18 protein-coding genes are annotated in these 17636 nt (G+C 61.7%); 10 read left to right on the forward strand and 8 right to left on the reverse strand.

Features of this window, described 5'->3' with window-relative positions:
• Positions 1–81: 81 nt before the first annotated feature.
• From PLU72_05760 to PLU72_05775, 4 genes are all read right to left on the reverse strand, one after another.
• Positions 82–2490: a penicillin acylase family protein gene (locus PLU72_05760; GenBank protein ID HOT27673.1), complete on the reverse strand. Its 2409-nt coding sequence runs from the start codon at positions 2488–2490 to the stop codon at positions 82–84.
• 129 nt (positions 2491–2619) lie between these two features.
• On the reverse strand, positions 2620–2778 hold the full coding sequence (locus PLU72_05765) for a rubredoxin (protein HOT27674.1): 159 nt from the start codon (positions 2776–2778) through the stop codon (positions 2620–2622).
• 30 nt (positions 2779–2808) lie between these two features.
• Positions 2809–3357, reverse strand: coding sequence for a chemotaxis protein CheW (locus PLU72_05770; protein HOT27675.1), 549 nt, complete (start codon positions 3355–3357; stop codon positions 2809–2811).
• Positions 3354–4967, reverse strand: a complete 1614-nt coding sequence (locus PLU72_05775; protein ID HOT27676.1) for an AAA family ATPase — start codon at positions 4965–4967, stop codon at positions 3354–3356. Before PLU72_05775 ends, PLU72_05770 begins: the two co-directional genes overlap by 4 nt.
• Before the next feature lie 125 nt (positions 4968–5092).
• On the opposite strand from PLU72_05775, the gene PLU72_05780 reads away from it, so the two are divergent.
• The 3 genes from PLU72_05780 to PLU72_05790 are packed head-to-tail and all read left to right on the forward strand — an operon-like array spanning position 5093 to position 7785.
• On the forward strand, positions 5093–6535 hold the full coding sequence (locus PLU72_05780) for a hypothetical protein (protein ID HOT27677.1): 1443 nt from the start codon (positions 5093–5095) through the stop codon (positions 6533–6535).
• Positions 6532–6774 carry a hypothetical protein gene (locus PLU72_05785; protein HOT27678.1) on the forward strand — a complete coding sequence of 81 codons (243 nt, stop codon included), beginning with the start codon at positions 6532–6534 and terminating at the stop codon, positions 6772–6774. The genes PLU72_05780 and PLU72_05785 overlap by 4 nt, the downstream gene beginning before the upstream one ends.
• 12 nt (positions 6775–6786) lie before the next feature.
• The gene (locus PLU72_05790) at positions 6787–7785 is read left to right on the forward strand and encodes a radical SAM protein (GenBank protein HOT27679.1); all 999 of its coding nucleotides are present in this window, start codon (positions 6787–6789) and stop codon (positions 7783–7785) included.
• 424 nt (positions 7786–8209) lie between these two features.
• On the opposite strand, the gene rdgB is transcribed toward PLU72_05790, so the two are convergent.
• Genes rdgB through PLU72_05805 form a run of 3 tightly spaced genes read right to left on the reverse strand, consistent with a single transcriptional unit; the run spans position 8210 to position 9785 of the window.
• Positions 8210–8794, reverse strand: coding sequence for an RdgB/HAM1 family non-canonical purine NTP pyrophosphatase (rdgB, locus tag PLU72_05795; GenBank protein HOT27680.1), 585 nt, complete (start codon positions 8792–8794; stop codon positions 8210–8212).
• Complete coding sequence (rph, locus tag PLU72_05800; GenBank protein HOT27681.1) at positions 8791–9525, reverse strand: ribonuclease PH; 735 nt, start codon at positions 9523–9525, stop codon at positions 8791–8793. Before rph ends, rdgB begins: the two co-directional genes overlap by 4 nt.
• A gap of 23 nt (positions 9526–9548) precedes the next feature.
• Positions 9549–9785, reverse strand: a complete 237-nt coding sequence (locus PLU72_05805) for a hypothetical protein (GenBank protein ID HOT27682.1) — start codon at positions 9783–9785, stop codon at positions 9549–9551.
• A 157-nt stretch (positions 9786–9942) separates the two neighbouring features.
• Between PLU72_05805 and PLU72_05810 the strand changes: the two genes are divergently transcribed.
• Genes PLU72_05810 through PLU72_05820 form a run of 3 tightly spaced genes read left to right on the forward strand, consistent with a single transcriptional unit; the run spans position 9943 to position 11723 of the window.
• Positions 9943–10416 (forward strand): hypothetical protein, encoded by a 474-nt coding sequence (locus PLU72_05810; protein ID HOT27683.1) that lies wholly within the window; start codon positions 9943–9945, stop codon positions 10414–10416.
• Positions 10417–10425: 9 nt separating this feature from the next.
• Positions 10426–11331 (forward strand): MBL fold metallo-hydrolase, encoded by a 906-nt coding sequence (locus PLU72_05815; GenBank protein HOT27684.1) that lies wholly within the window; start codon positions 10426–10428, stop codon positions 11329–11331.
• Positions 11328–11723: a hypothetical protein gene (locus PLU72_05820; protein HOT27685.1), complete on the forward strand. Its 396-nt coding sequence runs from the start codon at positions 11328–11330 to the stop codon at positions 11721–11723. The genes PLU72_05815 and PLU72_05820 overlap by 4 nt, the downstream gene beginning before the upstream one ends.
• A 49-nt stretch (positions 11724–11772) precedes the next feature.
• Here PLU72_05820 and PLU72_05825 read toward each other — a convergent pair whose 3' ends face one another.
• Entirely contained in the window at positions 11773–12063 is a 291-nt protein-coding gene (locus PLU72_05825) for a zinc-ribbon domain containing protein (GenBank protein ID HOT27686.1), read from the reverse strand.
• 350 nt (positions 12064–12413) lie between these two features.
• Here PLU72_05825 and PLU72_05830 point away from each other — a divergent pair, with 350 nt between their 5' ends.
• From PLU72_05830 to PLU72_05845, 4 genes are all read left to right on the forward strand, one after another.
• Complete coding sequence (locus PLU72_05830) at positions 12414–13571, forward strand: HEAT repeat domain-containing protein (GenBank protein HOT27687.1); 1158 nt, start codon at positions 12414–12416, stop codon at positions 13569–13571.
• A 103-nt stretch (positions 13572–13674) separates the two neighbouring features.
• A complete protein-coding gene (ftsH, locus tag PLU72_05835; GenBank protein HOT27688.1) occupies positions 13675–15636 on the forward strand; it encodes an ATP-dependent zinc metalloprotease FtsH in 1962 nt (653 codons plus the stop codon).
• A 7-nt stretch (positions 15637–15643) separates the two neighbouring features.
• Positions 15644–16762 (forward strand): UDP-N-acetylglucosamine 2-epimerase (non-hydrolyzing), encoded by a 1119-nt coding sequence (gene wecB, locus PLU72_05840; protein HOT27689.1) that lies wholly within the window; start codon positions 15644–15646, stop codon positions 16760–16762.
• 103 nt (positions 16763–16865) lie between these two features.
• Positions 16866–17573: an N-acetylmuramoyl-L-alanine amidase gene (locus tag PLU72_05845; protein ID HOT27690.1), complete on the forward strand. Its 708-nt coding sequence runs from the start codon at positions 16866–16868 to the stop codon at positions 17571–17573.
• Positions 17574–17636 lie beyond the last annotated feature (63 nt).

Consider the following 17636-nt stretch of genomic DNA (forward strand, 5'->3'; position numbering starts at 1 on the left):
CTCTTCGACAAGCTCAGGGCGAACGGGGGTAATTTCCGAAAAATCCCCCCTGGATCAGGGGGGATTTTCACGTCGTGAAGATCAGGGCTTGATTGTCTGGAGGCGGGTGGCGAGGCTGCGGACGTGGTCGATCGAGAGGGGGCGCTCGCGCCACTCGAAGGCCTTGAAGGCGGGCATCTGGTCGGTCGCGTGGGTTCCCCAGCCAGCGTTGCCGGGGGGCATGACGCCGATGATGCTGATGCCGTCGGGGCTCAGGTGCATGATCTGGACGTCGCTGCCGCGGTTCATATATGGCGTGCACGAGGCCGTGGGCGCCATGGTCGGGGCGCCGACGTGGTTCACGCCGGCGAACTCCATGGCCGGGCACGGAAGCAAGGGCAGCCGTGCGCCTTCAGAGGCAAGACCGGCGACCGTCGCGGAGAACACTTCAGTGACGACCTGGCTTGCGGGCTTTCCGCCCAGATAGTCGAAGCGGGAGGTTCCCTTCAGCGCTTTCGCGAGAAGCGAGGTCTGCGTCCAGGTGGGGTCGGAAGAGAGCATCCAGGCGTATTCGCCCAGCGCATTCCCGAACACGGTCCCGAACAAGCGATTCCAGAAGGCATCGAACAGGCCGGCGCCGGGATGATCGAGCAGCCCGTCGCCGTTCTCGTCGGTGCGCAGGCCGTTCCAGTCGCGCAAGGCCCCGAGAGCGGCGATTCCGCCGGCGGTCAGGGAGGGCTCGTCGATCAGGCTCGTGAGAAGCTCTCGGAAGAACCAGGCGCGAAGGTCGGTGAATGCCACGGCCCGGTCGAGTTCCCTGAGATACTCGACGGACCAGCGTTCCCGGTTTCCGGCGAGCTGTTCGGCCAGGAACTTCGTGCGCTGGTCCGCGCCCCAGCCGGTCTGAAGGTCGCCGTCGCGGTATTCGTTCACGGGCGGACAGTTCCAGTTCGCGTAAAAGCCCGAAGCCGGATCCGTTCCGGCAAGCCGGACGTCGGGATACGGGAATACCGTCGGTTGCGCGGTCGGAAGGCGGTCGTCGCCGAAATCCCTGCGGCTCTTTCCACAGCCGGTATGTACGTAGGCGATGTGGCCGCCCCGGTCGGCGCCGAGCCAGTTGATGGAAATGGCCATCCCGTCGCTGGCGTCAAGCCAGTTTTCGAGGGTTTTCGCATGGTTCGAGGCGAACCAGGCCGCGTAGGAGTCGATCAGGCGGCCTTTCCAGGCGCGATGCTTCACATACACCACGGGGCCTTCGGCCGCGATCACCGGCCCGAGCGGGGTGTCTTCGAACGTTCGCTCGACCGGCCGGCGCAAGCCCTTCACCGGGATTTTTTCGGTCCGGGTGACGACCGGCATCGCGATCTCCCCCGACTCCGGCACAGCGGGGTTCTTTCCGCCGACCAGGATCGCGGGATCACTCGCCAGCCGCCTGAACGTCACGACATCGACGATGTTGCCGACTCCGGCCGTCGCGGAAAAGCCCAGGTCGCGGTTCGCCCCGAACAGGAGCGCGAGATACCCGGCCGGCGTCGTTCCGACGAGGTCGAACTCCGGCGTGTGCAGGCCGATCTCGTAGACGGCGGAGGGTGAAAAGTAGCCCATCTGGGGGCCACCATACAGGAATGCTTCGCGCTTCCCTTCAGGCAAACGAGACAGAACGGCGGCATAGCTTCCGGATTTATCGGGAATACCGATCATTTTCAGCGTCTGATTGCGCTTGCGACTGCGAAGAGTTGGAGCATCGTATGGCTCCGTTCCGGGAAGATAGGACGGCATCTGGGGCGAGTGTCGCAGGTGTTGCTGAAACGGAAACGGCACGTCGCCGAGCGTCGTGTAGACAGCGGGGTCCCGGTAGAACACGACGTCTTCGAAGATGCGCGAAGCCTCGCGGGCGCCGTATTTGCGCACCATCGCCGAGAGCAGGTGGAGGTTGTCGAGCTCCTGGGTGAAATCGTTGTATCTCGCGCCCATCGTGCCGGCGAAGATTTCGAGCACGTCGACGACGGAGAACGGCGTCGCCTCGACGCCGGCGGCGGCAAGGCCGGGATCAGCGGGAATCCGGCGCTGGCGCATCTGCTCGACGGCGCGGTTCAGGCCGCGGGTGAACGCCTCGACGGCTGTACGGAACGCATTCGGAGCCCGCCCGAAGCCCTCCTGCAGCTCCGCTTCCGGCACCCGGTCGCGGCGGGCGAGGGTATCGGCGTCGAGAAACGCCTTGCCGAACAGCTCCGACAGCGTGCCTCGGCAGGAGCGGCGCAGGAGCTCGAGCTGCATCATCCGGTCCTGGCCGATGCAGTAGCCGAATCCCCAGTAGACGCCTTCCGTCGTGCTCGCCACGACGTGGGGAACGCCCGCCGGGTCTCGCCAGATCTGTATCTCGACCCCGGGCATCGGGTGCCGGTATTCCGCAAGGCCGGGGGGTTCGTTCGTGAAAGCGGGATGTGCAAATGCGAACAGCATGCATGCGGCGGCGATCGTGCGTTTCATGTTATTTATATACTGCATCATATACTGTAACTCCTTGCCTCGATATCTCTCATGCGGCCGGCTTTTCGTCGTTCCTGCGCCTTCCGGCGCCGTTGAAAGGACACGCGGGGCCTTCCGCCGTCGGAAAGCCCCGCATGAACGAGCCCTGCATCAGATTTTTTCGAACTGGTCCTTGCCGACGCCGCAGGTCGGGCAGACCCAGGAGTCCGGGATCTTCTCGAACGGGGTCCCGGGGGCGATACCGCCGTCCGGATCTCCCACGGCCGGGTCATACTCGTATCCGCAAACGGTGCATCGATACTTGTCCATCTTCAACTTCTCCTCGGTGGATTTGATTTATCAAAAAGAATTTTTCACGTCGGCAAGCGCCCTGCGCTCGTCGGCGTTCAGCAACACGTCGATTTCCAGCATCGGCAGCAATTCGTCGCCGATCTCGGCGATCCGCGCGCAGCTGGGGGTGATGCTCACGCCCTCCGGCGGCCGCGTCGGCACGCGGCCGTCGGCGAGCCGCAGCGTCACGTCGTCGACGTAGAGCGCCAGCAGGCCTTCGGGGGTCCGGAACACGAGCAGACGCTCCTCGTCGTCATCCCCGGGGGCTTTCTCGGACTTCGCACCGACGCCGAGGCGGGAACGCGGGTCGAACACAGGTATAATATTTCCGCGTACATTCACGACGCCGACCAGCAGCGGAGCGTTCGATCCAACGGCGATCAGCGGGGGGGCCATCATCACCTCGGCGACCGCAAGCGCATCGATGGCGAACTTCGAGCCGCCGAGCGTCACGGTCACGAGCTGCAGATACTTCGTCTCTTCCGAGGTCCTTCCGCCCTGTCTGCGGATCCGGTCGAGGATGTCGGAATCATGTCTGAAGGGAAGCACGGGCGTCATCGGGGCGTTTCTCCGGGATCGGCAAAGAGATTCAGACCGGAAGCTTTCGCACGGCCGGTGGCTCCGGCGGCGGGCGGTTTTCCGATCGAGGCGCGCTTGGCGCGGGTCGCGGCCCAGTCGCGCAGGCCGGCGATCTGCTCGCGCATCGTGACGGCGAGCGGGACGGTCTCGGTGAGCGCCTTGCGCAGGTCGCCCGTCTCGAGGTCGCGGCCGGCATGGAAGGCGTCGAACATGGCGCTGATGACGGCCTGTTCGATTTCCGCGCCGGAGAACCCCTCGCTGACGGCCGCGAGTTCGGCCAGATCGAACTTCGCCGGGTCACGGCGCCGCTTGGAGAGATGGATCGTGAAGATCGCGCGCCGCTCCTCGTCGGTGGGAAGATCGACGAAGAAGATCTCGTCGAAGCGGCCCTTGCGCAGCAGTTCGGCGGGCAGGTCGCGGATGTTGTTCGAGGTGGCGATGACGAACACCGGCACCGTCTTTTCCTGCAGCCAGGTGATGAAGCTGCCGAAAATGCGGCTGCTGACGCCGCCGTCGCCGCCGCCGCCCGACACGCCGGCGAACGCCTTCTCGATCTCGTCGAGCCAGAGGATGGTCGGGGAAAGCGCCTCGGCCATGCGGATGGCGCGCCGCAGGTTCTCTTCGGACTCGCCGACGTATTTCCCGAAGATCTGGCCGACGTCGAGCCGCAGCAGCGGAAGCCGCCACAGCGAGCTGATCGACTTCGAGATCAGGCTCTTGCCGCAGCCCTGGACGCCGAGCAGCAGGATGCCCTTCGGCTCGGGCAGGCCGAACTCGCGGGCGCGGGCCGTGAACGCCTCGCCGCGTTTGATCAGCCAGTCTTTCAGGATTTCCAGGCCGCCGACGTTCGCCAGCTCCTCCTGGACCTCGTAATACTCGAGCAGGCCGCTCTTGCGGATGATCTGCTTCTTTTCCGAAAGGATGAACGGGACGTCGGTTTCGTCGAACTGCAGGTCGTTCACGATCGCCCGATTGAACACATTCTCGACCTCGGCCTGTGTGAGGCCGGAAACGGACTTCACGATCCGGTCGCGGGTGTCCTCACTGAGGCTGATCTTCACCTTGCTGCCGTGGATGCGCTTCACCTCGGCGATCACGTTGTCGAGCAGGCCGGCGATCTCTTTCTGCGTGGGAATCGGGAAATCGAACACCGTGATCTCTTTCTCGAGCTCGTGCGGCACGCGCAGGATCGGCGAGAGCAAAACCAGGCTCTTGTAGCTCGTCCGGAACGCCACGGCGATGTCGCGCAGGGTGCGGCGCACCTGCAGGGGATCGCTCAGGTAGGCGGGCATCGGATCCTCGAAGAAGAGGTGGAGATCCTTGAAAACGAACAGGGCGCGCTCCTGCGACCGCAGGGCATACCGCAGCGCCTTGAGCGGGCTCACGATCGGCTCGCCCTTCGCGTCTTTGATCTCGCCGCCCTTCGGGTCGAGCAGCCCGTCGGATGCCGACCAGACCCACATCGTCTTCTGCGTGGCCTTGGCGACGTCGGCCAGGGCCGTCATGGCCCGACCTTCCTCGCTGGTCACGAGATACAGCATCGGGTATCGCGCCCGGATATGGTCGCTCAGTTCTTTGATCAAGTCCATGGTTTCCCCTCTTTCCGCCGTCTATTGTATCAAAATCTCCCCGGAGAACAAGGGGCGACGGGATGGCAACGCACGGCAAAGAATTTCTTCCGGTATCGAATGGGGAAATCTGGTATAACCGAAATATGGTGTTCAAAAATCTGTTGAACTGGATCACCGGGAGATCCCCGGAAGAATCGGCACCGGAGCCGACTCAGCCACAAAGGGAGAGACGCCGGTTCCAGCGCATCGGCCTCGAGGACGGCCTCGTATGGCTCGGCGAGCAGGGGCCGTTTCCCGTCCTGAATCTCAGCTACGGCGGCCTCAAGTTCGAGATCCCGTCCGAGCACCCCGGGAACGGCGCCGTTTCGGTCGGGCAGGTTTTCGAAGCAAGCGTTCAACTCGAAAACGTGCGGTTCGCGACGACCCTCAAGATCTGCAACCGGTTCGACACCGTGTTCGGCTGTTCCTTCGTCGGTCTGAAGCCTGCGGCATCAAGGCTGATCAGCGAATTTCTCAAGCCCCGCATCATCGGCGCATCGATGACCGAGATCGACGGTTCGCGTCTCCAGCACCACGATCCCAGCCTCCGGATGCGCTGGTTCCAGGGCGAGGAAGGAACGCAGATATTCCTCTGGCAGGCCCTCGACGGGGAGATCGTGAGGGAAGAATATTATTTCTTAGACTATATTATCACCTGGAACCAGGAAACGCAGGTGTTCCAGACGGGAAAGCTCCGTTCCGACAAGGGCAAATCGGGCTTCGGCAGAGTCGATCCGTCGACCGTCGTGTTCTTCAAGGTCCCCTCGCACCGGGCGGTCAGAATGGGCCGGAAGATCCTCGAGTGCGCGGCCCTGCCGCTGGAAGCGCGCGACCAGATGCTCGCGAACCTGATTCGCGAGGAAAAGCGTCTCTACCAGCGCTACATCATCCGCGCAGGCGACCGGGCGCCGCGATTCACCCCCGACGGGCATCCCGGCCGCCACCTCGTCGTCGCCAACCTCAGCGTCGGCGGCATCGCGTTTCTGACACCCGAAGAGGGGCTCGGCGCCGTCGGGAAACGAGGCGAACTGCTGACCGGTCGACTCGAGCTCGACGGAAACGTCGTGCCGATCCACACCCGGATCATCTACGCCACCGGCCAGATGATCGGCGGCACGCTGGAACTGGCCGGCACGGCTGGAGGCGACGAGATCGCGAGATTCCTCGCCCCCCGCCTTCTCGGCCAGTCGCTCGAAGAGATGCCTTCCCCGCTCGAGGAACTCCCCCAGAGTTTCCGAAGCTCGCGCGTCTATCTTCATGTCGGTCTTCACAACACACACGTCATCTCGGCCGTGAATCCCGACAGAAACCTGCTGGCCGGCCGGATCGCCTTCATGGACCACATCCTCGTCTGGGAACACGGCACGCTCACTTCCTGGAAGTGCCCGGGCGGCATCGTCTTTCCTCGCGACTGGGAACTCCCCCTCGACATCCTGGAGCGCGAAGCGGCTATTCCCGAGCATCTGCGAGGCATCTGCGCCGAAATGCTAGAGTCGGCGGAGCTTCCGACGGAAGTCGTCACCGCCTGGAAAAAGGTGTTGTCATGAGCGTCTCTCCCTTTGCCCCCGGAAACAGGCGCAAGGGGCACTGCTTCGGCCCCCTTCCGCCCGTTCTCGATACGAAGCTGGGACTTCTCATCTTTTGCTGTGTCGCCGCGTTCGGGGTCGTGGCGCATCTCCTGGTCACCTACGTGCTCGTGCCCGAAGCTCCGCAAGCCGCCTCGACAACGCAGAAGCGCTCCATCACGGCGACGGCTCCGGTCCGCCTCGGCACTCCCACACCGTAACGACGCCGCGGGATGATTCGACCGTTTGGGAAATACCTGTTTTTCCTGCGTCTGAGCGGAAGACTCGCGGCGAAAGCCGTTCGCACGAGGCTTCTGGGAACGATAACCCCCGACGTTCTCGTCATCGAGCTCACGGCAGCCTGCAATCTTCATTGTAGAGCATGCTATATTTCAAAAAGCGAATCGCCGCGCAAGCTGCCCAGAGACCTCGTCCTCCGGCTCCTCTCCGAATCCGAAGCGATCGGCATTCCCCATGTTTCGTTCAGCGGCGGCGAACCTCTTCTCGAAGCGGAGACAATCCTTCATTGCCTTGCGAAATTTCCCGGCACCAGCTTTTCGATTGCGACAAACGGGTTTCTGCTCCGGCGAGAACTCGTCGACAGACTTGCCGGCTTCCCGAATGTTCAGGTGATTCTCAGTACCGACGGACCGGACGCATCCGCGCGCTTCAGGCATCCTGATGCGCCCCGCCGATTCGCCGAGGCGGCGGCCCTGCTCGGGAACGCCGGCATCCGACACGGCTCCTCGACGAGGGTCTACAGGGAAAACATCGGCGAAGTCGCTTCGCCGGCCTTTCTTTCGCTTTTGTCGGATACCGGCTGCTCATTCGCCGCCTTCTCTCCGCTTCTTCCGTATGACGGGTCTTCCGGCGATCTGACGCCTCTCACCACCGACGAACGAAAGCAACTCGACCATTTCTGTCTCGAAGCTCGAAAAAGGCCTTCGCTCGAAATCATCGCCCCCTGCCTCGATCCGGGCCCCTGCGCCGGGGGAGGTCGCATCCTCTCCGTCACCCCCGCCGGCGCGATTCTCCCTTGCCCTCACATCGCCTGGAGTTGCCACCGCTTTCCGAAGCATTCGTTGAAAGAGGCTCTCGAATCGGCGTTTTTCACCGCCTTGCGAGATTCGGGCGGGAAGCGGGACAGGACTCCCTGCCTTCTCCTCGATCACCCAACCTCTCTCCAGGAACTCCTGATTCGGCATCCAGAAGCCGGCATTCCATCGGAATAATCGCAGACAATCGACGAGGGCTCCTTTCCAATTGCCGGCCTTCATACGGCTCCAGCTCTCACGTCATCCGCATTATCTGCCGATGATGAGAAGAGCAACCCATTCACGTCATCCTGCTGATGCGTCACGGTCCAGCACAAAATATCATTATCATAATTACATTGATATAAAAATCTTATTATCAATATATAGACGATGATAATAGCAATATAATGATAGATTTAAGCAGGATCGACTCTTCCAGAATGAAAGCCGCCCGTTCGCCCTGAGCTTGTCGAAAGGCGAACGCATCTCATGTCTCGCCACTCTCGGGATGAACGAGAACTCGAGAAACGACGACACAGGCCCGACTCATCTGTTGAGTCGGGCCTGTGTCGTCGTTTCAGGGAAACCGGGTGTTTCCGAAATCTCCGGCGCTGGTGCCTCAGGGCAGTTTCAAATAGCGCTTCAGCGCTTCGACAGCTCTCCCCCGGTGGCTGATCCGGTTTTTTTCCTCTTCGGAAAGCTCGGCAACGCTACAACCACGCTCCGGGAGCATGAAGACGGGGTCGAAACCGAAGCCGCACTTTCCACGGGGTTCGAAGCCAATCCGGCCTTCGAGCGTTCCTTCGAAGAAAGTCGGTGTCCCTCCACGGTTGATGTAGCAAACCACGCACCTGAACCTCGCGGATCTTTTTTCCTCAGGCAGATCGCCAAGCTCGCTCAGGAGCTTGGCGATATTTTTCTCGTGAGTCGGATTTGGCGCCGAGTAGCGCTGGGAGTGGATTCCAGGCCTTCCGCCGAGCGCATCGACCTCCAGGCCGGAATCATCGGCGAAAACCGGTTCCTTCACTAATTCCCAGAGGGCTCGCGCCTTGATCTCGGCATTTTCGTGATAGGTGCAACCCGTTTCGGCCACGTCACCGATGCCGGGAATATCGAGCTGGCATCGGAGATTCACCGATTCGCCGAGAATCGCGCCGATCTCCTGCAACTTGTGGCGGTTCCCGGTGGCAATCCAGAGTTTCATGGGAAACGTGCGATCGCCTTGTCCTGCGCGGCAAACAGTTCTTTGACGCCTTGTTCTCCGAGTTTGAGCATGGCATCGAGCTGCGCGCGGTCGAACACGCCGTGCTCGGCGGTTCCCTGGACTTCGATATATCCGCCGGCTCTCGTCATGACGAGATTCAGGTCGGTCTCGGCGCGAGAATCCTCGTAATAATCGAGATCGAGAAGGGCTTCGCCTTGGAACACGCCGACGCTGACGGCGGCAAGTCGGTTCACGATCGGATTTTCCGTGACTTTTCCCTCGGCCATCAGCTTTTTCACAGCCATCTCGAGAGCGACCATCGCGCCGGTCACGGATGCCGTCCTGGTGCCGCCATCGGCCTGAAGGACGTCGCAGTCGATCTGGAGGGTGCGCGGGCCGAGCTTTTCGAGATCGAGAGCGGCGCGGAGGGCCCTTCCGATCAGCCGCTGAATCTCATGCACGCGGCCCTTGACCGTGGTCGTGCCGTAGCCGGCGCGGGCGTTGCGTACGAGGCCGCAGCCGGGCATCAGGGCATACTCGGCAGTGATCCAGCCCTGGGGCTTGGAACGCGCCTCGACGAAGGACGGCACCTTCTCGTCGACCGTGACGGTGCAGATCACTTTCGTGTCTCCGCAGGTGATGAGAGCCGAGCCATGCGGGTATTTGACGAATCCGGGCTCGATCGAAACAGGACGCAGCTGGTCCGGGCGACGCTGATCATGACGAGGCATCGTATTTCTCCTTGTCGCGGCGCTTACATGCCGCCGTCGGGCATGAACTCGACGTGGTGATTGAAGACAAGCATCAGGACGAGGACGAGAGCGAAGAGGCCGAACATGATCATCATGAACTTGCGATGCGCCGCGGCGAGATCGTCCGGCGTCATGCGTGTCTTCATCATCTCCCGCTCGAGTTCCCGCTCGCGCTTCGTCAACTTGCGTTTGCGGCCGCCTTCCGGCGGGGTCGGGGAGGTAACCTGTTCGTCGTCCATACGTCGTTCTGCTCCTGTAAAGTGTCGGAAAGATCGTCAGGATACCACATTCCGGTCTTCCATCCAACGCCCGAGTTTTCCCTCTTCCCTTCCCCTGGGGTTTGGATTATGCTGTCGGAAAGACATTTGGCATCCCGACGAACAAGGGAGGAACGACATGATCCCTGCTATCAAGGGCAAAATCCAGAAGGGTCTCGGCGAAGGTCAGAACACCCTGCGAGAGCAAATGCCGCTTTTCAGAGAATGTTTTCCGGAAGTCGGCATCTGCCACCCCGGAACGATCAACATTCTTCTCGAGCAACCGCTGGTCGTGATCACTCCCGATTTCACCACCCGGCCTCTTCCCTGGCATCCGGCGTTCCGCGTCGTGAAGGGCGGCGAAACGTTCCAGTTCGTCCGCGTCCGCCTGACGGTAAGCGGGCATGCGCCGGTCAACGCCTGGATTTATCGCGCCCAATTCTCCCCCTACCGGGAAAACCCCTTCTACGTCGAAATCATCGCCCCGAAGATCGGCTACGTCGGCACACCAGACTGCACCGTGGAGGTGCTGAGCGGGTGTCACGCCGGCATCGTGGTGATCGGAGACGGGCAACTCGGAAAAACTCCCGACGCCGGCTCCGGCCCGAACTGACCCGCTCCCATGGAACTCCAGGGCATCACCGGGCGGGTCCGGTTCATCCCCGGACCGGTGAACATCGGCGTTGTCATGCTCGGCGGAGACCGGGTCGCGCTCATCGATTCCGGCCTCGACCGCCGGATGGCGAGACGCGTGCTGGAGCTGCTCTCGGCGTATCGGCTGGAACCCGCCGTGATTCTGAACACCCACGCTCATGCCGATCACTGCGGCGGAAACGCCTTCATCCAGAAGGCGACCGGTTGCCGCGTTCTCGCGAGCCCGACCGAGGCCGCGGCCATCGCGAACCCGCTCATGCAGGCGATCGCCCTGTACGGCGGCGCCCCACCCGACGAATTGATCAACTCCCTGATCGTCGCGGAGCCGTCCAGGGCCGAGGCCATCGAGTCGGACACGCTCGAATTCGACGATCTGAGGATCGGGGTTCTCAGGCTTGAAGGGCACTCCATCGGCCAGCTCGGCTACGTCGTCGACGGCGTCGCGTTCCTGGGCGACGCCCTGTTCCCCCTCCATACCATTCAGAAACACCGATTGCTCTTCATCTACGATCCCCTCGAGCATTTGAACACGCTCGAACGCCTGAAGACCGTCACGGCATCAACCTTCGTCGGCGGCCATTTTCCCCCGGAATCGCGGATCGACATCCTGCTGGCCGAGAACATCCGGCACGTGCGGGATGCGTTCGAGCTCGTGAAAAACCTGCTGACCGGGCCCCAGCCGTACGACCGGCTCGCGAAGCAGTTCTTCGGAAGCTTCAAATTGCAGAAGTCCGGCTGGGAACATTTCCTTCACCGCGCGACGCTCTCAGGACTGCTGTCGGCGCTGAAACGCAACGGAGAAGCCGATTACAGGGTCATGGACAATCTGCTGGTGTGGTACGGAACCGGCAAACCGGGGAACCGCGAGCTTTGAACAAAACATTTATTATTATATTCATGATTATACTATCAGCCGTCTCCCTCGCGCAGGAACCGCGCATGGAGCGGTTTCTCGTTACCAGGCCAGGCGACTCCGCCGCCTTCGTCCGGCACCCCGCCCGGCAGGCCCCGGGGCGCAGTTTCGCCCTGCGCTACCGGTTCGAGGGAAACGACGGCGCGATCCGCCGAATCTGCGAGCGAATCGAATCCGAGACCGCCATACCGAAGGACCTTTTGGAAGAGCATGAAACCGCTCTTCCCGATTCCGGTGAAGCCCTGCGGCTGAACGAAGAGCTGATGGCGGAAGCCCTCGCCTCGCTCGCCATCGCTTCAGAGGCGGTTCCGGCGACGGCGTCCGAACCGGCGCAGGCGGCGCTCCGCAAATGAGCAAATCGGCGCCCGGCCGAAGCCGGGCGCCGATGGATCGTCTCAGTGATTAGTAGCCGGAGCGGCGCTTGTTGAAGCAGTCGCGGCAGTAGACCGGCTTTTCACCCGTCGGCTTGAACGGCACCTGGGTTTCCTGGCCGCACTCGGAGCACTGAACGGTGTGCATCTGCTTCTGGCCCGAACCGGGAGGGCCGCTGCGGGTGGTCTTGCGCTGGTCGCGGCAACCCTTGCAGCGAACGGGCTCGTGCTCGAATCCTCTCTCTTTGTAGAACTGCTGCTCGGAAACGGTGAAGGTGAAGGGCTTTCCGCAGTTGCGGCAGGTGATGGTCTTGTCTTCCATTTGGCTTTCTTCCTTAAAGAATTGGTCCGAGGATCGTCAACCTGGGGGTTTGGAGTTCCGCCAGAATCAACCGGTAATTCCCATACTCCGCTCCTTTTTTTCAGGCCCGGAGCCGTCTCTCATCGATCCTCCCGGATCTCCGCCGAGACATTTGTCGTCCGTCACCGCCGCCGGAAGCCATTCGGAACGAAGGCTGACTTGCGCTCACCTCCCTGGCGCCCGATCTCGTCGAAAACGCAACCAAGCGAACGGTCACATATAAAAGATTACCAGTCAAATGCAAATGTGTCAAACGTATCGTGTACGCTTGTCGGGGGTCTCCACTCGTGATAGCATCGATAGCGGAATTTATGAGTCAGACCGGCACCAAGTTTATGTACAAGGTCGTGCTGCCGTATATCGAATCCGCGAACCCTGCCAAGCGGTTCAAAATCGAATACACGGTCGAAGCCGACGACCGGGACACCGCCCAGCAGAAGGCCGAGCGCGAGTTTCACGCCTACACGCTTTACAACAGCGCATCGTGGGTCCGGACCCTCGAGCGCGAAAACATTCGCGTCTGGCGTATCATGCCGCACTTGCCGCAGACGCCGCAGTCGATCGACAGCCTTCTCAACGACCTCACCAGCCCAGACCAGGACGTCGTCTACGCCACCCTCAAGGCGCTCGGCGAGCTCGAAGACGCGGCGGCCGGCTCGAAAGTGATCCCCTTGCTCGACCATCCGAACCCCGACCTGGCCGCTCTCGCAGCGGAAATCCTCGGGAAATTCGGAGACCAGACGAACCTCCCGCTCCTGATCTCCCGCTTCACCCCTCAGGCCCACCCGATGCTGAAAGCGTCGATCCTCTCCGCCCTCGGCAGGCTGGCCCGGGCCGGCGATCCCATCGCTGACCTGATTGCAACGGCGCTCGGCGACTCCGATAACCGCGTCCGGGCCAACGCCGTTGAACTGGTCGAGCGGCTCAGCCTGCCGACGACCACACGCATGCTGCTTCCCCTGATGGGCGACGAGGACAACCGCGTCCGGGCGAACGTCCTCAAGGCGCTCTGGTCGACCCACGACCGCAGGGCTCTCACCGCAGCCCTCCGAGACATGGCCGGCCATTCGAGCCGCTGGATGCGCGCTTCCGCGGCGTTCGTCCTCCAGCATATCGACGTTCAGGACCGCATCGCCCTGCTCAACGACCTCGCCCACGACCCGTGCCCCGAAGTCCGAACCAGCGCCTGGAAAGCTATTCTCGTCATCCGCGACCCCGGACTTCTCGGTCTCTGGCTGGAGTATCTCGCGGGGCATAACGGGGACGGTTTCGCATGCATCGCCGAGCATATCGACGCGATCGGCCAGTCGGCGTATCTGCCGCTCCTCGAGTTGAGCCGCAGGAACGACCCGGGCAAACCGTTCGCCGTCCAGTTCCTCGACCGGCTCGAAGAGCTCTGCCGCCGCAGACACGGCTGGCTCGCCTGGCTTTTCCTGAAGCAGCAGCGCATCGCCAGCAAACTTTTCTAGGGAAACGCGCGCGCCGGCGTTTGCCCCTTTCCCTTCTCTGTGTTAGCATGGAGCAATTACGGTCGCCGTTGCGACCGATCGCATCTTTGCACAGGATTCACCCATGAAAGAACAAGCCCCGAAAATGAAGACGATCGCGCTGTATGTGCTGCTGCTGATCATCTTTCTGACAGCTTTCACCAACATCGCAAACACGAAAAAGGTCGAAAAAATCAAGTATTCCGAGTTTCTCAAGATGCTCGGCCAGAAAGCCAACCCGCGCGTCATGAGCGTCAAGATCAACGACCGCGAGATCACCGGCCAGGCCGTCAGCACCAACCTGCTTTCGCCCGAAAAGGGTGCCGTGCAGATGCAGTTCCAGACCATCGTCCCCGACGACCCGGGGATCATGCAGATCATCCGCGACAGCGGCGTCACGATCGAAGCCGAGCCGCCGGCACAGATGTCGTGGTGGCTGAACCTGCTGATCAACTGGTTCCCCTTCATCCTGCTGATCGGCGCCTGGATCTACATCCTGCAGAAAATGCAGGGCGGCGGCGCCAAGGCCCTCAGCTTCGGCAAAAGCCGGGCCCGCATGGTCGACACGACCGAAAAGCGCGTCATGTTCAAAGACGTGGCGGGGACCGAAGAAGCCAAACAGGACCTCGAGGAAGTCGTCGACTTCCTGAAAGACCCGAAGAAGTTCACCGAGCTCGGCGCGAAGATCCCGCGCGGCGTCCTGCTCTACGGGCCGCCAGGCACCGGCAAGACCCTGCTCGCGCGCGCCGTGGCGGGCGAGGCGAACGTGCCGTTCTTCAACATCTCCGGCTCCGAGTTCGTCGAGATGTTCGTCGGCGTCGGCGCCAGCCGCGTCCGCGACCTGTTCGAACAGGCCCGCAAGAACGCCCCCTGCATCGTCTTCATGGATGAAATCGACGCGGTCGGCCGCCAGCGCGGCGCCGGCCTCGGCGGCGGCCACGACGAGCGCGAGCAGACGCTGAACCAGCTTCTGGTCGAGATGGACGGCTTCGACAACACCAAGGGCATCATCCTCGTGGCCGCCACGAACCGCCCCGACGTGCTCGACCCCGCCCTGCTGCGTCCCGGCCGGTTCGACCGCCGCATCGTCGTCGACCAGCCCGACCTGAAGGGCCGCGAAGAAATCCTCAAGATCCACACCCGCGACAAGCCGATCGCCGACGACGTCGAATTGTCGGTACTGGCGCGCCGCACCCCCGGCTTCGTCGGGGCCGACCTGGCGAACCTCGCCAACGAGGCGGCGATTCTCGCGGCCCGGTACGGCCGCCGCGTCATCCACATGAACGACTTCGAAGAGTCGATCGACCGCGTCATCGCCGGATCGGAACGCAAGAGCCGCATCATCTCCGAAAAAGAAAAGAAGAACACGGCGTTCCACGAGATGGGCCACGCCCTCGTCGCCGTCGCGCTTCCCGACACCGATCCCGTCCACAAGGTCACGATCATCCCGCGCGGCATGGCGCTCGGCATGACCATGCAGCTGCCGCTCGAGGACAAACTCACCGTCTCGCGCACCCAGCTCACCAACCAGATCTGCGTGCTGCTCGGCGGCCGCATCGCCGAAGAATTGATGTTCGGCGAGCTGACGTCGGGCGCGAAAAACGACATCGAGCGCGCCACGAAAATCGCCCGCAAGATGGTCTGCGAGCTTGGCATGAGCGACGAGATCGGCCCTCTCTACCTGACCGACGACGATCACGCGATTTTCCTGGGACGCGACTTCAACCGCCGCCGCGACATCTCCGAGGAAACCGCCAAGAAGATCGACAGCGAAGTCCGGCGCCTGATCGACACGTCATATCAGAAGGCCCGCGACATCCTCACCGCGATGAAAGCCGACCTGGAGCGGATTTCTCTCGTCCTTCTCCAGAGGGAAACGATCTCCGGCGCCGAACTGAAAGACCTGCTCGACGGAAAGGAACTCCCGCCGCTCCGTGCCGAGCCGCCAAAGCCCGAGGCTCCGGCGGCGCCCACCCCGACCGAACCGGCGGATACTCCGTCATGGCCGGGCACGACCGACTCGGAATCCCCTGAACCGGCCCGCTGAGGCGGTCATGAGCGCATCGAAAAGCCTGCTTTTCGTTCTCGGTACCCGCCCCGAAGTCGTGAAACTCGCCCCGGTCATTCGGGAAGCCCGTTCGCGGCCTGGCGTGACGGCCACCGTCCTCCACACCGGTCAGCATCGGGAAATGGCCGCTGAGATGTTCGGGCTTTTCGGCATCACCCCCGACATCGACCTTGCCGTGATGCAGCCGAACCAGACCCTGTTCTCGGTTTCGGCAAAAATTCTCGAAGGTCTCGATGCCGTTCTGCGCGAACGCCGCTTCGACACGATTCTCGTCCAGGGCGACACGACAACCGCCTTTCTCGGAGCGCTCGCCGGCTATTATACAAAGACCCGCGTCGCTCACGTCGAGGCGGGCCTGCGAACCCACGACAAGTTCAGCCCGTATCCCGAGGAAATGAACCGCCGGCTCGCCGGCGCGCTCACGGATATCCACTTTCCGCCCACAGCCCGCGCGAAAAACAATCTTCTGGCGGAAGGCTACCAGGAAGACCGGATCGTCGTCACCGGCAACACCGTCATCGACGCCCTGCTGTGGGCTCTCGAAATGCCCTACACGCCGTCTCCTGAGCTGGAACCCCTGTTGAACGGTCCCGGCCGGATGGTTCTCGCTACGACGCACCGGCGGGAAAGCTTCGGGGAACCGCATCGCCGGGTCTTCCAGGCATTTCTCCAGATCGCTGACGAGTTCCCGGATGTTCGATTCATCTTCCCGGTGCATCCGAACCCGAACGTCAGGGCGGAAGTCGCCCGCCAGCTGGGTAACCACCCCCGAATTCACCTGCTCGCGCCGCTCGGATATCTCGATTTCATCCACGCCATGTCGGCCGCCACGATCATCCTCTCGGATTCAGGCGGCGTCCAGGAAGAAGCCCCGACGTTGAAAAAACCGGTCCTGGTCCTGCGCGATCAAACAGAACGCCCGGAAGGTCTCGAAACCGGATGCCTGAAGCTCGTGGGAACGGATACGGAAAAGATTTTTGGAGAAGCCAAAAGGCTTTTGACAGACGTCTCATATTATCAAAATATGATTAAAAGCCCAAATCCTTATGGCGACGGGCTTGCATCTAAACGAATAATTGATAATGTAATCAGTAAAATCAGCTAATTATCAATACATGGATATTTTTTTGCTAGCTTCAAGCCCGCTTTCCTCGCTCGCCCGCGATGGACACAAGTAAACTCTCGCATCAGAGAGGGATCAGAAGCAAGTGAACAATAATGTTGATTTACTCATTATTCTATTTATATTATCATTATTTTGTTTGCTACCTTTGTTTTCCCAGGACCTTCCCGTAGGAATTGTCGTTGATCCCGGGCATCCGTCTGAAAATGGTCTCGGGGCTCAAACAAAACATGGGGTCAGAGAGGTTGATCTCAACTGGGAGTTTTCCATGGCCCTGCATGAGGCCTTGTCCCGAAACTCCACATTCCAGCCCCTTCTCACCAAACGATCCGTTGAGGAGGTTGTCACTAATCGCCGTCGGGCGGAGATCGCCAACGAGGCATCCGCGTCTCTCATGGTGCGTATCCACTGTGACAGCGGACGAGGCCACGGGCTCACCATGTATTATCCTTCCGGCCCTGGAAAACTCGGCACGGACGAAGGACCACCCGCGGAGGTTTGTTCTGCAAGCGCACATCTGGCCACGCATCTGCAGAACGTCCTTGAAAAGCGTCTTGAAGAGGTTTTCAGGGTGAACCCCCTGAGAACCGATCGCCAGACCGCCATCGGTTCCCGCCAGGGTGCTCTTACAGGGTCGATCTTCAGCCGCGTTCCGGTCGTGACCGTCGAACTCGGGTATCTCGACAATCCGGCCGACGTCGCCTTCCTGACCGCGACTGACACCCGGCGCTTGCTCGTCGAAGCGCTTGCAGAGGGCATCAGGACGTATCCCGGTTTTTCCTCGACTCCCTGAAAGATTCGACGAAACCCGCTCTCAGGCACGCTTCGGCAAAAAACCGTGCGAACAATCCCTTCA

This window comes from Candidatus Ozemobacteraceae bacterium, assembly GCA_035373905.1.
In the GTDB taxonomy this organism is placed as follows: domain Bacteria; phylum Muiribacteriota; class Ozemobacteria; order Ozemobacterales; family Ozemobacteraceae; genus MWAR01.